The organism is Xanthomonas translucens pv. undulosa, assembly GCF_017301775.1.
GTDB classification, from domain to species: Bacteria; Pseudomonadota; Gammaproteobacteria; order Xanthomonadales; family Xanthomonadaceae; genus Xanthomonas_A; species Xanthomonas_A translucens.
This window is the reverse complement of the sequence record NZ_CP063993.1, coordinates 743,647-760,638: the sequence shown is the minus strand read 5'-3', so window position 1 is coordinate 760,638 and position 16,992 is coordinate 743,647. Positions and strand designations below refer to the sequence as shown.

Genomic DNA, 16,992 nt, shown 5'->3' with positions numbered 1-16,992 from the left:
GGCTGACGAATGAAGACGGATCGAAACGGGCGGCGTGTCGCCGCACCGGACGCACTACTAGTCGTATTGGCGGCGCTGGCGCCATGCGCGCTGGCCGCGCCGAGCGCGGACGACTACCAGCGCGCGCAGGCGCTGAGCCAACGCTACGAGGCGCTGGTCGATCGCCAGCCGTCGCAGCCGGTGTGGCTGGATGCAGGGCATTTCCTGTACAGGCGCACGCTGGCACGCGTCGGCGCCGCGCCGGCGATCGAGTACCGGCGGGTGACGGTGGACGGCGGCCGCAACGAATCTGCCTTCGACCACGCGCGGCTGGCGGCGGCGATGTCCGCGGCCAGCGGCAAGCCGGTCGATGCGAGCGCATTGCAACTGCACGCCGTGCAGCTGGATGCGCACCGGCTTGCCTTCGAGAGCGCTCGGGTGCGCTGGCAGTGCGCGCTTCCGAAGTACAGCTGCACGCGCACCGAGATGGGCGCGTTGCCGCCCGATTCCTACGACCTGAGCATTCCGCTGAAGCAGGGCCAGGCGTATGCGCAGGCATCGCCGGACGGCAAGTGGCGCGCCTGGGTCGAGGCCAACAACGTGGTGGTCGCGCCGGCCGCTGGCGGCAGTCCGGTCGCGCTCAGCCGCGACGGCAGCGCCGCCGAGTACTACGCGGCGGACAGCATCGCCTGGTCGCCGGATTCGACCCGGCTGGTCGCCTATCGCATCAAGCCGGCACCGCTGCGCACGGTGTACTACATCGAGTCGGCGCCGCCGGACCAACTGCAGCCCAAGCTGCATCAGCAGGTCTATGCCAAGCCCGGCGATGCGTTGCCGGTGCTGCAGCCGGTGCTGTTCGATCTGGCCTCGCGGCGGGCGCAGGCGGTACCGGCAACGCTGTTCCCGAATGCGTTCGCGCTGAGCTGGCCGCAGTGGCGCAGCGACGGCAGCGGCTTCACCTTCGAATACAACGAACGCGGCCACCAGCGCTATCGGGTCATCGAGGCGGACGGGCACAGCGCGCTGGCACGCACCTTGATCGAGGAAACCTCGCCGACCTTCATCGAGTATTCCGATCTCAGCGGCACCCACGAGGGCGGCGGCAAACGCTATCGCCACGATTTCGCCGATGGCGCACGCACCCTGTGGGCGTCCGAGCGCGACGGCTGGGAGCAGCTGTACCTGTACGACACGCGCAGCGGCGGCGGACCGCGCCAGGTCACGCGCGGCGAGTGGGTGGTGCGCAAGGTCGAGCGCGTCGACGAGGCCGCGCAGCAGATCTACTTCACCGCCTCGGGCATGACCCCCGGCGAGGATCCCTACTACCGTCACGCCTATCGCATCGGCCTGGACGGTCGCGGGCTGACCGCATTGACGCCGGCGCAGGCCGACCATGAAATCGTGTTGTCGCCCGACGGGCGCTGGCTGCTCGACCTGTATTCGCGCGTGGATCTGGGGCCGGTGCTGGAGTTGCGCCGCAGCGACGACGGCGCGCTGGTGCAGCGGGTCGAACGCACCGACCTGAGCCGGCTGCGCGCGGCCGGCTGGGTGCCGCCGCTGCCGTTCCACACGCCCGGCCGCGACGGCAAGACCGAGATCTGGGGCGTGATCCATCGGCCGCAGGCGCAAGCCGACGGGCAGCGCTACCGCGTGGTCGAGAACATCTACGCCGGGCCGCACGGCTCGTTCGTGCCCAAGACCTTCAGTGCGCGCGTGCCGGCGCTGACCGCGCTCGGCTTCGCCGTGGCGCAGATCGACGGCATGGGCACCAACAACCGCTCGCGCGCGTTCCACGACGTGGCGTGGCGCAATCTCAAGGACGCCGGTTTTCCCGATCGCATCGCCTGGCACCGTGCCGTGGCGGCGCAGTATCCGTGGTATGCGATCGAGCAGGGCGTTGGCATCTACGGCACCTCTGCCGGCGGCCAGAGCGCGCTCGGCGCGTTGCTGTTCCATCCGGAGTTCTACGTCGCCGCGGTGGCCAATTCCGGCTGCCACGACAACCGCATGGACAAGATCTGGTGGAACGAGCAATGGATGGGTTGGCCGGTCGGGCCGTGGTATTCGGCCTCGTCCAATGTCGACAACGCCGCGCGCCTGCAGGGGCATTTGCTGCTGGTGACCGGCGACATGGACCACAACGTCGATCCGGCCAGCACCTTCCAGGTCGCCGATCGTCTGATCAAGGCCGGCAAGGATTTCGATCTGCTGGTGGTGCCGGGCGGCGATCATGGCGCCGGCGGCGAGTACGGCCGACGCCGGCTGGCGGATTTCTTCGTGCGCTGGTTGCAGCAGGCGCCGACCCCCGACTGGAACCGGCAAGCGGCGGCGTCTGCGCCGGTCGCGCACTGAGGGTTGCGCGCGCACCCGCGCAAGGCGGCGCGCGATGTGTGGCAATCGTTGTGATCGATTGCAACATATCGACAAATTTCCACATCAAAGGCGACGTTTTTCCACAAGACGCTGACCCTGCCGACGTGAAACTCTGCAGAGGTGGTGCGTCGCGACGCGCAACGGTTTTTCCGGCGCGCGAAGATGCGCAACGGGGTTTCCGATGCGCAAAAACGCGCACCGCATTCTGCGCCGTGCGGGGATGCACGGCCTCCATCGATCGATTCGGGTTCTCGTTGCCTTGGGCAATGCGGGCGCGGCGTCGTGCGGCCTGGATTTCCGTGCAGGCCGCTCAACCGAGAGACAGTCCATGCGCGACGTTCGCTTGCCTTCCCTTCCTGTGGCCTCGGCCTGTCGCGATCGACGCGGACACGGGCGCACGCTGCTGTGCGCTGCGATCGCGATGGCGCTGCTCGCCGCATTGCCAGCTGCGGCGCAGGAGGTGGCTGTGGTGCGCGACAAGTCCACCACCACCGCCGATGGCAGCGACACCGCTGCAGACGCCAAGACCCTGGACAGCATCGTCGTCACCGGTTCGCGCATCCGCCGCAACGATGCGCTGGATGGCCCCACGCCGCTGACCGTGATCGGCGCCGAGCAGATCCGCGCGGCCGGCTATACCGAGATCGCCGACGTGGTCAACCAGCTGCCGAGCCTGGCGCTGACCCAGACCAGCCAGACCAGCAACCTGGCCGGTAATCCTGGCATCAACGCGCTGGACCTGCGCGGCATGGGCACGCAACGCACGCTGGTGCTGGTCGATGGTCGCCGCCAGGTGCCGGCGATCCCGGGCACCTCGGCGGTGGACGTGAGCAATATTCCTTCCAGCCTGGTCGAACGGGTGGAAGTCATCACCGGCGGCGCCTCGGCGCTGTACGGCGCCGATGCGGTCACCGGCGTGGCCAACTTCATCCTGAAGAAGGATTTCCAGGGCATTGATGCCAGCGCGCGCTACGGCATCTCCAGCCGCGGCGACATGCACAGCAGCAGCGTCGATGTGTTGGCCGGACGCAACTTTGCCGACAACCGCGGCAACGTCACCGTCTACGGCTTCTACGAGCGCGAACCCGATTCGGTCTCCGGCCAGGACCGGCCGTGGACCGCCATGGGCTACCCGATGTACACGCGCAACAACCGCAATCAGCGCTACTGGATCTCCGACAACAACCGCAACATCAACAACGCCGAGGACGCGCAGCTCATCCTCGGCGGCCGCCACTACGCGATGACCGCCGACGGCCAACTGCGCGCGCCGGTGCTCGGCCCGGGCGGCTACGTCAACAGCGTGCCGCTGAGCCTGGCCGATCCGTCCACCGCGCTGGGCAGCCTGCTCACCGACGGCGGCGAGTACGGCGGCCGCTACGACTCGTGGTACCTGGCAGTGCCGTCGGATCGTTTCGCCAGCCGCGCCACGCTCAATTTCGACTTCAGCGACAGCCTGCGCTTCTTCGCCAACGTCGGCTATTCGCGTACCACCTCGCAATCGGCGTGGCGCGCGCTGAGCGCGTTCGGCAGCGAGGCGGTGCCGGCCGACAGCCCGTTCATCACCGACGAGATGCGCGCGGCCAACGGCGGCACGATCACCGACGCGGTCTACTTCGCGCGGCACTTCGACGACGAACTGGGGCAGGGCGGCAGCCAGTACCGGCGCCAGCTGCTGCAGGGCGTGGTCGGCCTGGAGGGCGACTTCAGCCTGGGCGGGCGCGCCTGGAACTACAGCGCGTACTATTCCTACGGCCGCACCGAGCAGCGCAACCGCGACATCGATACGGTGTCCTACAAGCGCTATTACATGGCGGTGGATTCCGCCGCCGCCGCCGACGGCAGCGCGATCTGCCGCAGCACGCTCACCGACCCGGGTAACGGCTGCGTGCCGTTGAATCCGTTCAAGCGCATGACCGCGCAGGAGATCGGCTACCTGCGCTACACCTCGGACTGGGCCACCACCACCATGACCCAGCAGGTGCTGTCGGCCTACGCCTCCGGCGGCATCTTCGACCTGCCCGGCGGCGAGGCGCAGATCGCGTTCGGCGGCGAGTACCGCAAGGAGCGCAACGACATCGGCGCGATCGCCCAGTACGATCCGGCCAGTCCGGCCTACAACGCCAGCCTGGGCACCACCCAGCTGCCGCTGGTCGGCCAGTACGACGTCAAGGAACTCTACAGCGAACTGCACCTGCCGCTGCTGGCCGACCGGCTGTTCGCGCAGCGCCTGGGCGTGGACGCGGCGGTGCGCGTGTCCGACTACAACACCGCCGGCCGCACCGTCACCAACAAGTTCGGCATCGACTGGGTGCCGATCCAGGACATCACCCTGCGCGGCACCTACGGCAAGGCGGTGCGCGCGCCCAACATCGGCGAGCTGTACACCGCCAGCAGCATCGGCGGCACGTGGGTCACCGATCCGTGCAACAGCTACAACCAGCGCTACCGTACCGACCGCACCCAGTACACCGCGGCCAACTGCGCGCAGCTCAATCCGTCGGACAAGAGCACCTATTGGCTGTACCGCGACATCATCACCAAGGGCAACCTGGACCTGGCCAACGAAACCGCCAAGACCCGCACCGTGGGCATCGTGCTGCGCCCGCGTTTCCTGAAGGATTTCTCGTTGTCGGTGGACTACTACAACATCGACCTGCGCGGCGCGATCGATTCGTTCCCGGCGCAGACCATCATCAACAAGTGCGTGGACGCGCCGACCCTGGGCAACCCGTTCTGCTCCTTCGTCAGCCGCGATGCCGACGGCAACCTGCTCAACGCGGTCACCCAGAAGCTCAACCTGTCGCGCTACCTGACCCGCGGCGTCGACTTCTTCGCGCAGTACCGCTACGACCTGGCAGAGCGCTGGGGCCAGAATGCCGGCGCGCTGTCGTTCGACCTGAACTACACCCACTTGATCCGCCAGGACTACACGTTGGATCCGGACCAGCCGGAGGAGGTCACCCGCTTCGCCGGCGTGTTCGGCTCGCCGTCCTGGAAGGGCGTGCTGCGCGGCACCTGGTCCAACGCGCACGCCGGCGCGACCTGGTCGCTGCGCCACTTCTCCAAGATGCGCAGCAGCACCCAGATCACCGAGACCGAGTACCAGAAGGTGTGGACCGGCAACGTGTTCTATAGCGACGTGTCCGGCTACTACCGGCTCAAGTCGGGGCTGGAAGTGTTCGGCGGGGTCAGCAACCTGTTCGATCGCGCGCCGCCGCGGGTGCCGGGGGCGGAGGCGGGCGGCGCCAATTTCGAACTCGGCTACCACGCCGGTGTGTACGACGTGATCGGGCGCATGTACTACGGCGGGATTCGTCTGGCGCTGTGAGCGGGCGCGATTCGGCACAAATCCGCATGTTCGCGCAGCCGTGGCGACAAGACGCGATGACGTATCGATGACACAGTGGCGACAGGCCGCCCGTTCGTGGCCGCGGTCGGGCCTGCGGCTGCCGCCGCCAAGCGCAAAGGAGCAAGCAATGCCGTCTCGCATTTCCTCTCGGTTCCCCGTGGCCATCCATTCGCGCGGTGCCCGATGAACGCGCGCTCCGGACACGTCCACAGCGCGCACTGCGCGCGCACCGCGTCCGCGGATGCCGAGGTGGCGGCACTGGATCCATCGCGGCGCCGTTTCCTGCAATGGAGCGCGCTCGCGGTGGCCGCAGGACTGCTGCGCTTCCCGCTGGATGCCGCCGCGTCCAGCGCCGGCGCCGTGCAGGCGCTGCCGCTCAAGCAGGTCACGCTCAAGCCGTCGCTGTTCCTGGATTCGCTGCAGACCAATCGCCGCTATCTGCTGGAGCTGGAACCGGACCGCCTGCTGCACAACTTCCTGCAGTACGCCGGCCTGCCGCCCAAGGGCGAGGTCTACGGCGGCTGGGAGGGCGACACCATCGCCGGGCACACGCTCGGCCACTACCTCAGCGCGCTGGCCAAGATGCATGCGCAGACGCGCGATGCGGCGCTGCGCCAGCGCATCGATTACATCGTCGCCGAACTGGCGCGCGCGCAGGCCAAGGACCCGGACGGCTACGTCGGCGGACTCACCCGCAAGAACGACAAGGGCGCCATCGACAACGGCAAGCTGGTGTTCGAAGAGGTGCGCCGCGGCATCATCAAGGGCAGCAAGTTCAATCTCAACGGCAGCTGGTCGCCGCTGTACACGGTGCACAAGCTGTTCGCCGGCCTGCTCGATGCGCACGCACTGGCCGGCAACGCGCAGGCGCTGCAGGTGCTGCTGCCGCTGGCGGGCTATCTGGGCGGGGTGTTCGACGCGCTCGATCACGCGCAGATGCAGACCTTGCTGGACACCGAGTTCGGCGGCCTCAACGAGTCCTACATCGAACTGGGCGCGCGTACCGGCGATCCGCGCTGGATCGCGCTGGGCAAGCGCCTGCGCCACGAGAAGGTGATCGATCCGGCCGCCGCCGGCCGCGACGAACTGCCGCATATCCACGCCAATACCCAGGTGCCCAAGTTCATCGGCGAGGCACGCCAGTTCGAGGTCGCCGGCGATGCCGACGCGGCGGCCGCGGCGCGTTTCTTCTGGGAGACGGTGACCGGCCACTACAGCTATGTCATCGGCGGTAACGCCGACCGCGAGTATTTCCAGGAACCGGACACCATCGCTGCGTTCCTGACCGAGCAGACCTGCGAGCACTGCAACAGCTACAACATGCTCAAGCTGACCCGGCACCTGTACCAGTGGACGCCGCAGGCGCGCTATTTCGACTACTACGAGCGCACCCTGCACAACCATACGATGGCCGCGCAGCATCCGGCCACCGGCATGTTCACCTACATGACGCCGATGATCAGCGGCGGCGAGCGCGGTTTCTCCGACAAGTTCGATTCGTTCTGGTGCTGCGTCGGCAGCGGCATGGAAGCGCATGCGCAGTTCGGCGATTCGATCTACTGGCAGGACGCGGTGTCGCTGTACGTCAACCTGTACATCCCCTCGACCCTGGACTGGCCCGAGCGCGACCTGACGCTGGAGCTGGACAGCGGAGTGCCGGACAACGGCAAGGTGAGGCTGCAACTGCGCCGCGCCGGCGCCCGCACGCCGCGGCGCCTGCTGCTGCGGCTGCCGGCCTGGTGCCAGGGCGCTTACACGCTGCGCGTCAACGGCAAGAGCCAGCGCGGCACGGCCGCCGACGGCTACTTGGCGCTGGAGCGGCAGTGGCGCAGCGGCGATGTGATCGAACTGGACCTGGCGATGCCGCTGCGCCTGGAGCATGCCGCCGGCGATGCCGACACGGTGGTGGTGATGCGCGGCCCGCTGGCGCTGGCCGCCGATCTTGGCCCGGTCGCCGATCCCTATGACGCGCCGGACCCGGCGCTAGTGGCCGCGGCCGATCCATTGGCAGGGTTCGCCGAATTGCCGCAGCCCGGGCATTTCCTGGCCGTCGCCACGCAGCCGCCGGGGCTGACCTTCGTGCCGTTCTACGCGCAATACGAGCGCCGCAGCGCGCTGTACTTCAAGCGTCTGGCGCCGGCGCAGTGGGCGCAGGAAGCGGCGCGGCGCGCGCGCCAGCAAGCCGAGCGCGCGGCGCTGCAGGCCACCGCGGTGGACATGATCCAGTTCGGCGACGAGGCCTCCGAGCGGGCGCACATGCTGCGTAGCGACACCTCCTTCGGCGGCGCTTACCGCCGCCAGCAATGCCGCGACGTACGCGGCAAGGGCTTCGTCGAGTTCCAGATGAAAGGCAGCGCGCAGCCGCTGGCGTTGCGCCTGCGTTTCTGGGGTAGCGACAAGGGCCGCTTCAACATCCTGATCGACGGCAAGCTGGCGGTGGAGGTGCAGGTGGACCGCAGCCAGGTCATCGACTTCGTCGATCGCGACTACGCCTTGCCGCCGGCGCTGACCCGCGCTGCGCAGCTGACCTTCCGCATCGAGCCGCAGCACGGCGATACCGCGGGGCCGCTGTTCGGCGGCTGGTTGATCCCGGCCGCGAGCGCATAACCGCTGCCGCCGCGCGCGGCCCGTCCAGCCGGCGCGGCAACCAGTGGGTTGCGTGCGTGGCGCGGCTTGGCGATGGAGCGCAGCCATTGCCATGGTTGGACAGACGTTGTGCCGAGTTGCACGTAGCATCACGCCGGCATGCACCGGCTCCCTGACTGAACCGAAAGCAACGGGTATGCATGCCGGTCGGCCGCCCGATCGCGCGGCCGCGCCACGACCATGCGTTATTCCGCATGTAGAACCGCTAATTGCGACAAGACGCCGGTCGCAGTTACAGGCACATTGTGATTGCATCGTTAAAACGTGATGACCTTTGGTTTTCCGGCGCAGTGGCCGGTGCGCGGGACAGGATCCGCCACCGCCCTTGGCCACTCACCGCATGGGCGGGGATGTGCGCACGGGCAGCGTGCGCAGGACCGCAAGCATCCCCGTCGTTGCGTCCGGCCTTGTAACGCCGCGGCGCAGCAGGCGTATCACCGGCGTCGCTGTTGTTGCAGCGTCGTCCTCATCGCAGTTTCGACCGCTGGCGCGAGCCGGCGCGGGTTTGTTCGGCCCATCGTTTTCGCTTATGCCACGTGTCGCCATCGCTCAGGAGATCTCCATGTCGTTCCCGCACGCACCCCATCCTTCCCATCGCCCGCAGCCGCTGGCGCTGGCCGTGGTCGCCGCGCTGTCGCTGGGCGCCGCATGCCCGGCGCTGGCGCAGGAGGCGAGCGCGGACGACGGCAAGCCCCAGACCCTGGACAGCATCGTGGTCACCGGCTCGCGCCTACGCCGGGTCGATACCGAGACCGCCAACCCGGTGGTGACGATCAACCGCGCGCAGATCGAGGCGACCGGCAAGGCCACACTCGGCGACCTGGTGCAGGAACTGCCGTCGATCGCCGGCAACGCGACCAATCCCAACACCAACAACGGCGGCGGCACCGGCGCCTCGACCATCTCGCTGCGTGGCCTGGGCGACAAGCGCACGCTGATCCTGGTCAACGGCACGCGCCTGGCCAGCAACGACGTCAACGCGATCCCGGCCACGATGATCGAGCGGGTGGAAGTGCTTAGCGACGGCGCCTCGGCGGTGTACGGCTCGGACGCGATCGGCGGCGTGGTCAACTTTATCCTGCGCAAGGGCTTGGACGGCATCGAGGCCAGCACCGACTTCGGCACCAGTTCGCGCAGCGACGGCAACCGCCGCAGCTTCTCGCTGACCGCCGGCAAGACCGGCGAGCGCGGCAGCATCGTCGCCGGCCTGTCCTACCACGACATCGATCCGGTCTCGGCCGGCGCGCGCAGCTATTCGAAGGATGCGCTGTCGCTGATCAAAGGGGTGCCGGTGAAGCAGGGCTCCTCGGCCACGCCGACCGGCAGCATCAGCTTCGACGAAGGTTCCGACCGGTCCAAGGCGCTGGCGGCGAGCAACGGCTGCGCGCGGGTCACCTTCAACGGCGGCAGCGGCAGCCCGACCAATGCCAGCCAGTACCACTGCTATGACGCCGCCAGCGATTCCTACAACTACCAGCCGTACAACCTGCTGCAGACGCCGCAGGAACGCACCAATGCCTTCGTGATCGGCAGCTTCCGTTTCAATGATCACCTGGAAGGCTACGTCAACACCTACTTCAGCAAGACCACCTCGTCCTCGATCATCGCGCCGATCCCGATCTTCGCCAACGGCGACAATTTCCTGGCCTCCGCCGATAGCTACTACAACCCGTTCGGGGTCAATTTCGGCACCGACCGCAGCGCCGCGACCTCGTACAACAGCTTCAACAGCCGCGCCACCGTGCTGGGCAACCGCCGCTACGAATACGACACCTACAATTTCCAGATCAATCCCGGCCTGCGCGGCAGTTTCGGCGACAGCTCCTGGCAATGGGACGCCAGTGTCAACTACGGCAAGGTCAAGCAGAAGTCGATCAACCACGGCTTCCTCAACTACGCCGGGTTCAACGCCGCGGTGGGGCCGTCGTTCCTGGACAGCGACGGCACGGTCAAATGCGGCAGCGCCGGCGCGACGATCGCCGGCTGCACTCCGATCGACGTGTTCAACCTCAACAGCGAGAGCAACAAGGCGGCGCTGGAAGCGCTGGTGGTCAACCCGATCGTGACCAGCGTCTACAGGGTCAAGCAGTTCGAGGCCAACGCCAACGGCAACCTGTTCGACCTGCCTGCCGGCACGGTGAGCCTGGCCGCGGGCGTGTCCTACCGCAAGGAAAGCACCTCCACCGCCGCCGATCCGCTGTGGACCGGCGACGAGAACGGCATGTGCGGGGTGATCGAATTCTGCGCCACCGTGCTCGGCGGTAGCTTCAGCGTCAAGGAAGCCTATGCCGAGGCGCTGTTCCCGCTGCTGGCCGACCTGCCGCTGGTGCATTCGCTGAACCTGACCGTCGGCAGCCGCTTCTCCGATTACGACAGCGTCGGCAGCAAGACCAACAGCAAGGTCTCGCTGGAGTACCGTCCGATCGAGAACCTGTTGCTGCGCGGCACCGTGTCGCAGGTGTTCCGCGCGCCGAACATCAACGAACTGTATTCCGGCGTGGTCGGCGACTCGGCCACGGTCAAGGATCCGTGCAACGGCTACAGCGGCGGCCATGCCGCGGCCTGCGCCAACGTGCCCACCGACGGCAGCTACCAGCAGGCCGACAACCAGGTCGGCGCCAAGGCCTCCGGCGCAGTGGTGGCCGGCTACCGGCTCAAGCCGGAGACCGGCAAGTCCTACGATTTCGGCGTGGTCTACGATCCGGGCTGGCTGGACGGCCTGTCGATGAGCGCGGACCTGTGGAAGATCAACCTGCAGGACACCATCACCCAGGTCTCGGCGCAGACCGTGCTCAACCAGTGCTATCCCAACGCGTCCAGCGCCTACTGCGCGCTGATCCACCGCAACGACAACGGCACCATCAATTACATCGCCGAGCCGACCGTGAACCTCGGCAAGCTGTGGGCCAGAGGCACCGACTTCAGCCTCAACTACCGCCTGCCGGACACCGCCTGGGGCAGCTTCAACGCCAGCCTCAACGGCACCTACGTGATCCGCTACGACGTCAATCCGGACACCACCGACGCCAGCACCGTCACCATCCACAACGCCGGCAAGTACACCCAGGCCTACGGCAACTTCCCGCGCTGGCGCGGGCTCGGCGCGCTGAGCTGGAACCTGGGCGACTGGAGCGCGTCGTGGCGCATCCGCTACATCGGCAGCACCGAGATCGGTAGCGAAGATACGCGGCAGAGCCTGTCCGCCGATGCCGGCCTGCCGCACGCGGTGCGCAGCATCGGTTCCTATGTCGATCACAACGTGCAGGTCGGCTATAACCTCACGCCCTGGCACACCCGCCTTGAGCTGGGCGTGGACAACCTGGCCGACAAGCAGCCGCCGCTGTACTACGCCAACAACGTCACCAACGCCAACACCGACGTGGCCACCTACGATCTGCTCGGTCGCTACTACTGGGCACGGGCGACGGTGAAGTTCTAAGTCCGCGTTCGGCCAGTCCGAAACGTGACATTGCAGATGCCGATGCCGTTCCCGGTCGGCATCTGCTCAGGCGCGCCTTGCTGTAACGGTGCGCGATGCCGGCGGCAGCCGCGTACGTGCCGCTGCCGTGCTGCGCGTGCTTACTCCAGCAACTTCAGCAGGTCCCGGTGCAGGTCGTGCGGAATCCGCACGCCTTCGCGCAGGCTGCGCGCGCGCGCCTGATAGCGGCGTTGCGAGGGCAGCCGCGCACCGGTGTCCTGGTAGGCGGCGAAGAACGCATCGGCGCGTGCCATGTGCCTGGCCCACTCCGCGCCCAGGAACCGCACCGGGTCCAAGGCCAGGATCAATTCGCCGTGGTAGGGGGAGGCGCCGGCGCCGGCATCGTGCGCCAGCGATTCGGCGCTGGTGAGGTCGCCGATCAGCGGCCCGGCGATCAGTTCGATCATGGCGGACAGCGCCGAGCCCTTGTGTCCGCCGAAGGTCAGCATCGCGCCACCGCCGCCGGCGACCACGTTCGGATCGGTGGTCGGCCTGCCGCTGGCGTCCACGCCCCAGCCTTCGGGAATCGGCAGGCCGGCGCGACGGTGCAACTCGATCTCGCCGCGCGCCACCGCGCTGGTGGCGAAATCGAACACGAATGGAAGCGCGTCCACACGCGGCCAGCCGAACGCGAGCGGGTTGGTTCCCAGCAAGGGCGTGTGGCCGCCGGCCGGCGTGACCCAGGCATGGCTGGGATTGCAGATCAGCGCGACCAGCCCGGCCTCGGTGATGCGTTCGACTTCCGGCCATAGCGCGGAGAAATGCACGCAATGGTTGATCGCCAGCGCCGCCAGCCCATTGCCGCGCGCCTTTTCGATCAGCGACGGCAGGCCGCGCTCGAATGCCAACAGCGAAAAGCCGCTGCATGCGTCGACGCGGACGATCCCGGGTGCCTGATCGTGCACGACCGGTTCGGCATCGCCCGCGACCTTGCCGTTGCGCAGCGTCGCCACGCATCCCAGGGTCCGGTACAGCCCATGCGACGCGCAGCCGTCGCGTTCGCCCGCGACGATCGTGGCGGTAAGGGTTCGCACATGCGCCGGACCGAAGCCGGCATGGCGCAGGATGCGTTCGACCAATGCGGTGGCTTGGTCCAGGGACAGGGTGACGGGATCGCTGGCGTTCATCGAAAAAAGCGCGGACGGGAGTGACCTGGATTCTCGCCGGTGGCGCGCTGTGTGAACACCCTCGGGCTGCCAAAACGCTACGGCGGTTCTGCAGGGCTGACGATGCAGGGCCGCGCCAATAAACAAAGCCGGCAGGATGCCGGCTTCGTTCTTCCACATGCCTGGCCCGTGCAGCAGGCTTACGCCGACAACTCCAACAACAGCTTGTTGAGCCGGCGCACATACGCGGCCGGGTCCTTCAGGCTGTCGCCGGCGGCCAGTGCAGCCTGGTCGAACAGCACCCGCGCCAGGTCGCCGAAGCGCTCGCCGTCGGCTTCCGCGTCCAGCTTCTCGATCAGCGGATGCGCCGGGTTGAACTCGAACACCGGCTTGCTCTCCGGCAGCTTCTGTCCGCTGGCTTCCAGGATCTGCCGCATCTGCAGGCCCAGGTCGCCCTGGCCGATGGCCAGGATCGCCGGCGAATCGGTCAGGCGGTGCGAGACGCGCACTTCCGACACGTCCTCGCCCAGCGCCTGCTGGATGCGCTCGACCAGGCCCTGCTTGGCCTTGGCCGCTGCTTCCATGGCCTGCTTCTCTTCCTCGCTGTCGAGCTTGCCCAGGTCCAGGTCGCCGCGCGCCACGTCGACGAAGGACTTGCCGTCGAACTCGGTGAGGTAGCTCATCAGCCACTCGTCGATGCGGTCGGTGAGCAGCAGCACTTCGATGCCCTTCTTGCGGAACACTTCCAGGTGCGGGCTGTCCTTGATCTGCGCGTAGCTCTCGCCGCTCAGGTAGTACAGCTTGTCCTGGCCGTCCTTCATCCGCGCCACGTAGTCGGCCAGCGCCACGCTCTGCTCGGCGTCGCCGCTGTGGGTGGAGGCGAAGCGCAGCAGGCCGGCGATCTTCTCGCGGTTGGCGAAGTCCTCGGCCGGGCCTTCCTTCAGCACCTGGCCGAAATGCGTCCACACGCTCTTGTAGCGTTCGGGTTCGTCCTTGGCCAGCTTCTCCAGCATGTCCAGCGCCCGCTTGGTCAACGCCGACTTCATCGAATCGATGACCGGGCCGGACTGCAGGATTTCGCGCGACACGTTCAGCGGCAGGTCGCTGGAATCGACGATGCCCTTGATGAAGCGCAGGTACAGCGGCAGGAACTGTTCGGCCTGGTCCATGATGAAGACGCGCTGCACGTACAGCTTGAGCCCGCGCGAGGCGTCGCGCTGGTACAGGTCGAACGGCGCGCGCCCCGGCACGTACAGCAGCGAGGTGTAGTCGAGCTTGCCCTCGACCTTGTTGTGGCTCCACGCCAGCGGGTTCTCGTGGTCGTGCGCGATGTGCTTGTAGAGTTCCTGGTACTCCTCGTCCTTGATTTCGGTGCGCGGCCGCGTCCACAGCGCGCTGGCGCGGTTGACGGTTTCCCACTCCGGGGTTTCCGGCGTGTCCTTGTCCTCGCCGTGGTGTTCCTTCGGCAGTTCGATCGGCAGCGCGATGTGGTCGGAATACTTGCGCACGATGCCGCGCAGCTTCCAGCCGTCGGCGAAGCCGTCTTCGCCTTCCTTCAGCTGCAGCACGATGCGGGTGCCGCGCTCGGGCTTGTCGATGGTGGCGACCTCGAACTCGCCTTCGCCGCGCGAGGACCAGTGCACGCCCTCGCTGGCCGGCAGCCCGGCGCGGCGGCTGTACACGTCGACCTGGTCGGCGACGATGAAGGCGCTGTAGAAGCCCACGCCGAACTGGCCGATCAGGTGCGAATCCTTCTTCTGGTCGCCGGACAGGTGCTTGAGGAAATCGGAGGTGCCGGACTTGGCGATGGTGCCCAGGTGCGAGACGATCTCCTCGCGGCTCATGCCGATGCCGTTGTCGTCGATGGTGACGGTGCCGGCGTCCTTGTCGAAGCCGATGCGGATGCGCAGCTGCGCATCGCCGTCCAGCAGTTCGGGCTTGACCAGCGCCTCGAAGCGCAGCTTGTCGGCCGCGTCGGAGGCATTGGAGATCAGCTCGCGCAGGAAGATCTCCTTGTTGGAATACAGCGAGTGGATCATCAGTTGCAGCAGCTGCTTGACCTCGGTCTGAAAGCCCAGGGTTTCTTTTTGGGTTTCCACGCTCATCGGTGCTTGCTCCAGGGGGGGGGATGGCTGGCCGCGCGGAGGAGGGCGCGGCTCTGCCTGCGGACATGGTGGCGGCCAGGCCCGGCTTCAAGCGCCAGCTGGCGCAGGCGGCCGCCATGGCGCTGGTCTATCATCCTGGCCCCGTTCCATGCCGCCGCCGTCGATGCCGACCCCGTGCCCGTTGCCTCCCGATTCCCGGCCGTTGCGAGGCCGCCGATGAGCCGTGCCGGCGCTGGCCAGGTGCGCATCATCGGCGGCCGCTGGCGCAATACGCGGCTGCCGGTGCCGGACCTGCCGGGCCTGCGCCCGACCTCGGACCGGGTCCGCGAGACCCTGTTCAACTGGCTGCTGCCGGCGCTGCCCGGCGCACGCGTGCTGGACCTGTTCGCCGGCAGCGGCGCGCTCGGCCTGGAGGCGGTGTCGCGCGGCGCGGCCTCGGCCTGCCTGGTCGAGCGCGACCCGGCGCTGGCCGCCGGGCTGCGTGCCAGCATCGCCAGGCTGCAGGCGCAGGTGCAGATCCAGGTGGTGCAGGACGATGCGCTGCGCTGGCTGGCGGCGCCCGACGCCAGCGCCGGCGCCCCGGCCGACATCGCTTTCGTCGACCCGCCGTTCGCCGACGGGCTGTGGGATGCGGTGCTGCAGCGGCTGCCGGCACGGTTGGCGGCCGACGCCTGGCTGTACCTGGAGTCGCCGGCAGGGTGGGCGCCGGCGCTGCCGGCGCCGTGGGCGCTGTACCGCGAGGGCGGCAGCCGCGAGGTCCGCGCTGCCCTGTATCGGCGCACCGCTGCTACACTTCCCGGCGACCTTCACGCGGTATCCAACGCATGACCGTGGCCCACAGCCGCATCGCCGTCTATCCCGGGACCTTCGATCCGATCACCAACGGTCACATCGACCTGGTCAACCGGGCCGCGCCGCTGTTTGAGCGGGTCGTGGTGGGCGTGGCGCAGAGTCCGTCCAAGGGGCCGACGCTGCCGCTGCAATTGCGCGTGGACCTGGCCCGCGAGGCGTTGGCCGGGCATCGCAACGTGGAGGTGATCGGCTTCGACACGCTGCTGGCGCATTTCGTGCGCTCGGTCGGCGGCGGGGTCCTGCTGCGCGGCCTGCGTGCGGTGTCGGATTTCGAATTCGAGTTCCAGATGGCGAGCATGAACCGGCATCTGATCCCGGAGGTGGAGACGCTGTTCCTCACCCCGGCCGAGCAACACAGTTTCATTTCGTCGTCGCTGGTGCGCGAGATCGCGCGGCTGGGCGGCGACGTGTCCGGCTTCGTGCCGCCGTCGGTGATGCAGGCGCTGGTCCAGGCCCGCCAGGCCGCGGCGCAGCGCTGAGCCCTCCGTCATTCACAAGACAACTAAGGGAGCCATCCATGAAGAACACCGTACGCGTGCTGCTGATCGCCTCGCTGGCACTGGGCTTCACCGCCTGCAAAAAGGAAGAGGCCGCCACGCCCGCCGCCGACGCCCAGACGGCGCTGGTTGCGCCGTCCAAGGACGACGACGCCGGCTGGAAGAAGTACCTGCAGGAAGTGGCGTTGCAGAACATGGGCAACATCAGCAACAGCCCGTTCCTGTACTACCTGCCGCCGGAGTCGGATGCGGATTTCCAGGCCAAGTACGATCGCCAGGTCGAAAGCGCCACCACCGCCATCGGCCGCGGCATCCAGCCGGGCAATATGCTGGCGTTCGGCTCCTCGGCCTCGGCCAAGATGGCCGACCTGATCGCCTCCGCCTTCGCCAAGGTCGAGCCGAACACGATGAAGGGCGTGCGCGTGGTCTACATCGGCAGCGCCGCCGATAACGCCCGCGTGCAGGCGGTGATCCAGCCGACCGGCGCCGAGTACATCTTCGTCGAAGCGAAGTGATGCATCGCCGGCGCGCCTGCCCGGGCGCGCCGGCCACGCCGCCTGTCGGACGGGCGTGGCGGCCATCTGCGGCGGCCACCGATGCGCTG

9 protein-coding genes are annotated in these 16,992 nt (G+C 67.8%); 7 read left to right on the top strand and 2 right to left on the bottom strand.

Features of this window, described 5'->3' with window-relative positions:
* The first annotated feature begins 9 nt into the window (after positions 1–9).
* The 4 genes from ISN38_RS03085 (at position 10) to ISN38_RS03070 (ending at position 11,789) form a co-directional block, all read left to right on the top strand.
* Positions 10–2,331, top strand: coding sequence for a S9 family peptidase (locus ISN38_RS03085; protein WP_206712060.1), 2,322 nt, complete (start codon positions 10–12; stop codon positions 2,329–2,331).
* Positions 2,332–2,680: 349 nt separating this feature from the next.
* Positions 2,681–5,683: a TonB-dependent receptor plug domain-containing protein gene (locus ISN38_RS03080; protein WP_230811705.1), complete on the top strand. Its 3,003-nt coding sequence runs from the start codon at positions 2,681–2,683 to the stop codon at positions 5,681–5,683.
* Between the two features lie 204 nt (positions 5,684–5,887).
* Positions 5,888–8,311, top strand: coding sequence for a glycoside hydrolase family 127 protein (locus ISN38_RS03075; protein WP_003465997.1), 2,424 nt, complete (start codon positions 5,888–5,890; stop codon positions 8,309–8,311).
* A 601-nt stretch (positions 8,312–8,912) separates the two neighbouring features.
* Positions 8,913–11,789 carry a TonB-dependent receptor gene (locus ISN38_RS03070; protein WP_047324770.1) on the top strand — a complete coding sequence of 959 codons (2,877 nt, stop codon included), beginning with the start codon at positions 8,913–8,915 and terminating at the stop codon, positions 11,787–11,789.
* 140 nt (positions 11,790–11,929) lie between these two features.
* Here the strand turns inward: ISN38_RS03070 and ISN38_RS03065 are convergent, their stop codons facing one another.
* Together ISN38_RS03065 and htpG are read right to left on the bottom strand one after the other, a co-directional pair.
* Positions 11,930–12,955 (bottom strand): Ldh family oxidoreductase, encoded by a 1,026-nt coding sequence (locus ISN38_RS03065; protein WP_003466001.1) that lies wholly within the window; start codon positions 12,953–12,955, stop codon positions 11,930–11,932.
* Positions 12,956–13,134: 179 nt separating this feature from the next.
* On the bottom strand, positions 13,135–15,039 hold the full coding sequence (gene htpG, locus ISN38_RS03060; RefSeq protein ID WP_003466007.1) for a molecular chaperone HtpG: 1,905 nt from the start codon (positions 15,037–15,039) through the stop codon (positions 13,135–13,137).
* Positions 15,040–15,255: 216 nt separating this feature from the next.
* On the opposite strand from htpG, the gene rsmD reads away from it, so the two are divergent.
* The 3 genes from rsmD to ISN38_RS03045 are packed head-to-tail and all read left to right on the top strand — an operon-like array spanning position 15,256 to position 16,903.
* The gene (gene rsmD / locus ISN38_RS03055; RefSeq protein WP_003466009.1) at positions 15,256–15,867 is read left to right on the top strand and encodes a 16S rRNA (guanine(966)-N(2))-methyltransferase RsmD; all 612 of its coding nucleotides are present in this window, start codon (positions 15,256–15,258) and stop codon (positions 15,865–15,867) included.
* Positions 15,864–16,370, top strand: a complete 507-nt coding sequence (coaD, locus tag ISN38_RS03050; protein WP_003466012.1) for a pantetheine-phosphate adenylyltransferase — start codon at positions 15,864–15,866, stop codon at positions 16,368–16,370. The genes rsmD and coaD overlap by 4 nt, the downstream gene beginning before the upstream one ends.
* A 38-nt stretch (positions 16,371–16,408) precedes the next feature.
* Positions 16,409–16,903 carry a hypothetical protein gene (locus tag ISN38_RS03045; RefSeq protein ID WP_003466015.1) on the top strand — a complete coding sequence of 165 codons (495 nt, stop codon included), beginning with the start codon at positions 16,409–16,411 and terminating at the stop codon, positions 16,901–16,903.
* The last annotated feature ends 89 nt before the right edge of the window (positions 16,904–16,992 follow it).

What these genes read in the sequence shown, in the direction of transcription:
- ISN38_RS03085 (WP_206712060.1), top strand. Translation starts at nt 10, where the DNA reads ATGAAGACGGATCGAAACGGGCGGCGTGTCGCCGCACCGGACGCACTA.
- ISN38_RS03080 (WP_230811705.1), top strand. Translation starts at nt 2,681, where the DNA reads ATGCGCGACGTTCGCTTGCCTTCCCTTCCTGTGGCCTCGGCCTGTCGC.
- ISN38_RS03075 (WP_003465997.1), top strand. Translation starts at nt 5,888, where the DNA reads ATGAACGCGCGCTCCGGACACGTCCACAGCGCGCACTGCGCGCGCACC.
- ISN38_RS03070 (WP_047324770.1), top strand. Translation starts at nt 8,913, where the DNA reads ATGTCGTTCCCGCACGCACCCCATCCTTCCCATCGCCCGCAGCCGCTG.
- ISN38_RS03065 (WP_003466001.1), bottom strand. Translation starts at nt 12,955, where the DNA reads ATGAACGCCAGCGATCCCGTCACCCTGTCCCTGGACCAAGCCACCGCA.
- htpG (WP_003466007.1), bottom strand. Translation starts at nt 15,039, where the DNA reads ATGAGCGTGGAAACCCAAAAAGAAACCCTGGGCTTTCAGACCGAGGTC.
- rsmD (WP_003466009.1), top strand. Translation starts at nt 15,256, where the DNA reads ATGAGCCGTGCCGGCGCTGGCCAGGTGCGCATCATCGGCGGCCGCTGG.
- coaD (WP_003466012.1), top strand. Translation starts at nt 15,864, where the DNA reads ATGACCGTGGCCCACAGCCGCATCGCCGTCTATCCCGGGACCTTCGAT.
- ISN38_RS03045 (WP_003466015.1), top strand. Translation starts at nt 16,409, where the DNA reads ATGAAGAACACCGTACGCGTGCTGCTGATCGCCTCGCTGGCACTGGGC.